Raw genomic sequence first — 1,436 nt, forward strand, 5'->3', positions numbered from 1 at the left:
GGGTACGGGACCGTGAAGGCACATGGATGTGCCGCCCGAGCCTAACTGGAGATTTAAGGCGTGTCCCGTACCCCCCATCCCCCGGCCCCAAACACGTAGACCAGCAGACGAGGGCTTCTAGCGCAGACAACAAAAAACCCCGCAATGCGGGGCTTTTGCTCTTGCTCTCAGCGATCAACCAACAAGCATCACGCCGCCTGCGGTACCCGCAAGGAGCGCACCAGGCCGCCGATGTCGACGATCAGGGCGACGCGGCCGTCGCCGAGGATGGTGGCACCGGAGACTCCGCTGATGCGGCGGTAGTTGTTCTCGATGTTCTTCACCACGACCTGCTGCTGGCCGACCAGTTCGTCCACTTCCAGCGCGATCTTCTGACCGTCGCCTTCGACCACGACGACCAGCGAGTCGTCGTTGGCGCGGTGGCCGTAGCCGTAGTACTCGCTCAGCGACAGGATCGGCAGGTACTCGCCACGCACGCGCAGGACGCGGCCTTCGCCGGCCATGGTGCGGACGTCTTCAGCCTGCGGCTGCAGTGCTTCGAGTACGTAGGCCAGCGGCAGGATCAGGGTTTCGCCGGCGACCGAGACGGTCATGCCATCGAGGATGGCCAGGGTCAGCGGCAGGCGGATCAGGGTGCGGGTGCCGGCACCGAGGCTGCTTTCAATCTGGACTTCGCCGCCCAGCGCCTGGATGTTGCGACGGACCACGTCCATGCCCACGCCACGACCGGAAAGATCGGTGACGGCATCGGCGGTGGAGAAGCCGGGCTGGAAGATCAGGTCCCAGACCTGGCTGTCAGTCGGGTTCTCCGGCACGCTCAGGCCGCGCTCCTGGGCCTTGGCCAGGATCTTTTCGCGGTTCAGGCCGCGGCCGTCGTCGCTGACTTCAATGACGATGTGACCGCCCTGGTGCGAAGCTGCCAGGGTGATGGTGCCGGTTTCGTCCTTGCCCGCGCCCTTGCGCACGTCGGGCATTTCCAGGCCGTGGTCGATCGAGTTGCGTACCAGGTGCACGAGCGGATCGGCGATCTTTTCGATCAGGCCCTTGTCCAGTTCGGTGCCTTCGCCGACGGTGCGCAGGCGGACCTGCTTGCCGAGGCGGCTGGAGAGGTCGCGGACCAGGCGCGGGAAGCGGCGGAACACCGCATCCACCGGCAGCATGCGCACGCCGATCACCGCTTCCTGCAGGTCGCGGGTGTTGCGTTCGAGCAGGTCCAGGCCGGCAAACAGCTGCTCGGCGTGGACCGGGTCCAGGGCGTGCGAGACCTGCTTGAGCATGGCCTGGGTGATGACCAGCTCACCGACCAGGTTGATCAGGGCGTCGACTTTTTCCACGGCGACGCGGATCGAGGTTTCTGCTTCATGCGCGGCGGCCGCCGGTGCAGCGGCCGCGCCCGGCGCGGCGGCGGCAGGTGCGACAGCCGCGGCGGCCGGCGC

The 1,436-nt window shown here is 66.9% G+C and carries 1 protein-coding gene; it reads right to left on the reverse strand.

Annotated elements, in window-relative coordinates; all coding sequences use genetic code 11:
* Positions 1–188: 188 nt before the first annotated feature.
* A partial coding sequence (locus QMX83_RS21435; protein WP_282298643.1) for a chemotaxis protein CheW occupies positions 189–1,436 on the reverse strand: 1,248 nt, incomplete at its 5' end.

This window comes from Stenotrophomonas sp. PS02289, assembly GCF_029960115.1.
Lineage (GTDB): Bacteria > Pseudomonadota > Gammaproteobacteria > Xanthomonadales > Xanthomonadaceae > Stenotrophomonas.